The 4,935-nt window shown below is 39.0% G+C and carries 3 protein-coding genes; all 3 read left to right on the top strand.

What is annotated here, in order from left to right:
• The first annotated feature begins 323 nt into the window (after positions 1-323).
• The gene (locus VGA95_03925) at positions 324-1,544 is read left to right on the top strand and encodes a nucleotidyltransferase family protein (GenBank protein HEX9665688.1); all 1,221 of its coding nucleotides are present in this window, start codon (positions 324-326) and stop codon (positions 1,542-1,544) included.
• A 216-nt stretch (positions 1,545-1,760) separates the two neighbouring features.
• On the top strand, positions 1,761-2,741 hold the full coding sequence (locus VGA95_03920; protein HEX9665687.1) for a polysaccharide biosynthesis/export family protein: 981 nt from the start codon (positions 1,761-1,763) through the stop codon (positions 2,739-2,741).
• A 48-nt stretch (positions 2,742-2,789) separates the two neighbouring features.
• Positions 2,790-4,935 (top strand): polysaccharide biosynthesis tyrosine autokinase (locus tag VGA95_03915; GenBank protein ID HEX9665686.1); only part of this gene is annotated, 2,146 nt, incomplete at its 3' end.

Below are 4,935 nucleotides of genomic sequence, written 5' to 3'. Positions count from 1 at the left end.
ATTTCCTCCTTTTCTAAAGGAGGATTAAGGTGGATTTTAGTGAATTTTTGCGTAGAGCCTAGTCTGAGTCTTATCGAAGGGGCGAAGGAGTGCTTCTTTGTATCAAGACAAAGAAAATAAAAAATTAAACGATGGATCCCCGACTAAAACATTCGAGGATGACATATGAGTAATTTCGAGAAAATTCATTATTTTTTGGAGACTGTCCTCGAATTACGAGACATTTACTGCAATGACTCAAGAAACTATTTGTTTATGTGCTGATACTTTGTGGCCTACTGCAGGGTTATTCATTCTTAACGGACATTCTAAAACCTAAGTCAATGAATGAAAAAGAAAATAGGTTCATAGTGCTCCTCTTAAAAAATGAAATTAGTTCAGAGGAGAGGGAAGAAGCAGTAAATATCATAGGTCGAAAACCTGCCTGGGACTATATCGTGTCAAAATCAATTGAACTTGATTTGGCTCCGATAGTATATTTCAACCTTAAGACTCTGGGCAAGAACTATCCGGAGGTTCTTGAAGTTATGCCTGGACACATTGTGGAAGAGTTGAAGAAAAAATACTACCTAAATACTGTTAAAAACAAACTTTTTTTCGAAGAGCTAAATAATGTGCTTACTGCCTTCAATGCGGCCGAAATTCCTATAGCAGTGCTTAAGGGAGCAGCTCTGGCAGAACTTTTTTACCAGGATAGAGGCGTAAGAAAGATGGTTGATATTGATATATTGGTCAGAAAAGAGCACTTAAGACTATCGGAAGAAATTATAAAGAAGCTACGTTATAGTCCAAGATTAGATAGTATCCCTTCCGAGACCCATTTCAGAGATAATCATCACCATCTTGTTCCTTATTTATCAGAAGATAAGCTAGTCCAAGTAGAGATTCATCATAATTTTATTCCAAATTCAAAGCCTCATTCAATTGACCTCTCAAGAGTTTGGAAAAGGGCAGACAGGATGGTTATAGCTGGCGTAAATACATTGACTCTATCTCCCGAAGATATGCTGTTACATCTATGCCTACATGTATCTCTCACAGATACATTTTTGGGGAAACTTCGGGGTCTATCTGATATTTCAGAGATTATTAAACAATGCAAAACAAATTTGAACTGGGATCAAATACTAAGCGAATCAAAAGAATATAGAATTATAAACTACATGTACTATACCCTTTGGATAGTAAAGGAATTATTAAGTACTGAAATTCCTGATGAAGTACTGGGTTATTTGCAAGAGAATAAGTCGACCGGATATATTGAAGATAAAGTTTTAAAAAGTCTAATTTCTAGATATGTCTTCGTGGCAGATCAGACTCGAAATTTTATCCCTCTTGGAATCATCGTATCGTTTTTAAAAAAACTTCTACAAGATGCGAGGCGGGGAAATATTTTTATTACATTTGCAATTAGCATCAGAGAAACTTTTAATAGTTCTATTTTAAGTAAATATCAGGGGCGCAAATTAATGCCACTATACGTTTTCTTACAACTTTTTCGAGTGCTTTTTAAATATTCTTGGATTAGGTTTGAAAAGAGGTAACAAGTACATCTCACTCCGGTATAAGTCGAAGGTTTTAAATATAAATCCAAATTATAACTCTTGTCTATATTAAATAGAGTCCAAAGTCTAGTTTAAAAATATTGTAGAGCTTCTATCATTATGTTAAGAAGGGAAGTTTGCTCTTAAAGCAAGGGGCGTTATCCGTTAGATATCATGAGACATTCATTAATGCTATCGTTTTTGTCGGTTTTAGTTATGACGGGTTGCATAAGCGCGGCTCCAGGATCCACGATTCCAGATCCCCCCAAAAATAATCCAAGCGTACGCACTACGAATAAAGATATAGAAAACTTAAATGAAAAAATAACAAGTAAATCATTCAAAAGTGGCACCGCCCCATCTTCAAAATCAGTGACAGATGATTATTTAATTGGTCCGGGGGATCTTTTGGAGGTCGCAGTATATGGTTCTGATGATTTGAATGATCAGGTAAGGGTAAATTCATTCGGTATGGTTTCATATCCGCTGTTAGGCGAAGTTGAAGTTGGCGGACTCAGTACCTCTCAAGCTGAAGAAAAAATTGAAGGTCTTCTTGGCGAAAAATACATAAGAGACCCTCATGTAAATGTTTTTATTAAAGAATACAGGAGTAAACACGTAGCTGTGCTTGGGGCGGTTAGGAATCCTGGAAATTTCGAGCTATTAAAAAAGGGACGCTTGATTGACGCACTTGCCTTGGCGGGCGGACTTTCAGATACGGCCAGCGAGTTTATATACTTAGCTAGAGGAGGAGAGGACAAACTGATTGAAATTGATCTCGAAGAGGTCGATAAAGGCAATTTGGAGTTATTAGAACTGCCAATACAGGTTGGGGATACAATCTATGTTCCTGAGGCAGGCGTTTACTATGTGAATGGAGCCGTGCGAAGGCCTGGCCAATTCCCGATTACTCCTGGAGTTACTTTTAGTCAGGCTATACAGATTTCTGGGGGATTAAGATCTGGTGCTAAAAACGTGAGACTCGTAAGATATGAAAATGGCCGGCAAGATATCATACCGGTTGATCTTAAGGCTATTGAAAGTGGCGCTGAACAAGACATCCCTCTTCAGGATCGAGATATAGTTATAGTTGGTCAACATGCAATAGTAGCATTTTTACAACAGTTTAGGATGGGACTCAATTTCTGGCCCTTCCCATTTAATGTTTCTAGTGGCGTACCAGATGTACCTCAGTAGTATTTTTAAGGCCTTAATTACAATATTTCATTGTTAGAGACGTATTCGATGGAACAAAACGAAAAAGGAAAAGATATTGTTGCTTATGGAAATAGAGCTCCTAAGCAATATGTAGAAAATATAGAAATTCTGCGCTCAACTAATGACGAAGAACAAATAGACCCTCATACCTATTTGCATATCATATGGAAGCATAAGAAGATCGGGTTTATTTTGATCCTGTTAGTACTATCTTCGGCACTTATTGTTTCTCTCTTGACAAAGCCTATGTATTTAGCTAGATCCACGGTGGAAATTGCTCTTCAAAAACCTCAGATAGTGGGATTTCAAGATGTGATGGAAATCACAACGAGGGACCCAGAATTTTTTAACACACAGAGAGATCTCATTGCTAGCCGTGCAATGGCAGAAGCGGTCCTCAGTAAATATGACCTCTGGGATCACCCTGATTTCTATATCTCTGAACCAAATCTTAATCCTCTTTCAATTGTTATGTCGTATGTGATGAGGGCGGTTAATACGGTCGCCGGACCTATTAAGGAGCGGCTTCATAAAGATGTAACTAAGCAAAACACAGGCAAGAACAACTTTGTGGGAAAAACTGATCGCGAAAAGGTTAAAAAAGATAGGGTAATTAATAAGTTTCTGTCAAGAGTAACAGTAACACCCTCTAAAGATTCCCGAATCTTAACAATTGATTTTGAAGCTTATAGTTCCGAATTTGCGGCAAAGATGGCGGACGCGATGGCGGATACATATATTGAATGGAGCCATGATCGTGTAGTCCAAGCTACCCGTGATGCGAGCAAATTTTTGCAAGAGCAACTCGACGACGTTGAAGGCGATCTAGCGCTATCTGAGAAGGCGTTTCATCAATACATGAAGGAAAATAATATAGTTGCTCTTGACCAAAATATGAATCAGATATATGGTACGCTCCAATCACTAAACAATTCATTGGCACAGACCACAGCGGACACAGTGGTAAAAGAATCTATTTATAAATCTGTAGCATCTGGGAATTATGACTCGTTTTTCGAAGTCGTTAACGACCCACTTATTCAGAAGCTCAAAGGTGAATATAATGACCTTATGGTCCAGTATAGCGATCTTAGTTCATTTTATAAGTCTGAATACCCGCCCCTTAAAAAGCTTCAAGCAAAGATTGAAGGGGTCCGTGGACGCTTGAATGAGGAAATAAAAAGCAAGGTCGAGGCCATTGAAACGGATTATAAGACCGCGGCTCACAAAGAGGAACTTCTTACAACGCGCGTGGAGAAACAGGAGAAACTGGCTATGGCACTCAATGATAAGACCATTCAATATAAGAATCTTCAAAGAGAAGTTCAAAGCAATCAGTCCATTTATGAATCATTGTTGCAGCGACTGAAGGAAACTGATGTTACCGAAGGCATAAAATCAAGTGGTATTCAAGTCGTCGACCATGCATCGGTTCCGTTAGCTCCTTTTAAACCCAACATCCCTCGCAATCTCATACTTGCTTTCGTTGTGGGACTGATAGGTGCAGTGGGAATCGCCTTTTTACGCGAGTTCTTTGATAGAACAATAAAGACTCCAGATGAGATTCGAGAAAGGATGCGTTTACCAGTTCTTGGTACTATCTTTAAGCTTAAAAATCATAAGCCCGCCAATAAATTGGAGGTTCCTTCAGAAATGCTATATTTGGCTGAGCCAATATCTCCGTTCTCTGAATCTATCCGGAGCATTCGTACCTCTATATTGCTTTCCTCACCAGATAATCACCTGCGTTCCTTGTTAATTACGAGTTCCTGGCCAGGGGAAGGGAAGACTACTTTGGCAACCAATCTAGCGATTTCCTTCGCTAATGGAGGAAAACAGGTACTCTTAATAGATGGTGATTTTCGACATCCGAGTTTGGGTAGAAAATTTGGTATTAAGAATGGCACGTGTGGTATCGGAAATTATCTTCTTTCTAAGTGCGAACTTATTGATGCGGTCCATCCGACAGATATTCCTAAACTTTCCATTCTTCCGGGCGGTTCGGAAAGACCACGCGACGTGTCCGAGCTTTTACACTCCAATCAGTTAAAACGACTTCTGCAGTACTCAAGTGAGAAATTTGACTACATAGTATTAGATAGTTCTCCTACTCTTGGGTTCTCTGACTCTCTTATGCTCGCAACGGTAGTTGATGGAACTGTAGTAGTGGCAA

Source organism: Thermodesulfobacteriota bacterium (assembly GCA_036397855.1).
Taxonomy (GTDB): Bacteria; Desulfobacterota_D; UBA1144; order Nemesobacterales; family CSP1-2; genus DASWID01.
This window is presented reverse-complemented; position numbering and strand designations above follow the sequence as displayed.

Coding starts and splice junctions, on each gene's coding strand:
- VGA95_03925 (HEX9665688.1), top strand. CDS start 324: ATGAATGAAAAAGAAAATAGGTTCATAGTGCTCCTCTTAAAAAATGAA.
- VGA95_03920 (HEX9665687.1), top strand. CDS start 1,761: ATGACGGGTTGCATAAGCGCGGCTCCAGGATCCACGATTCCAGATCCC.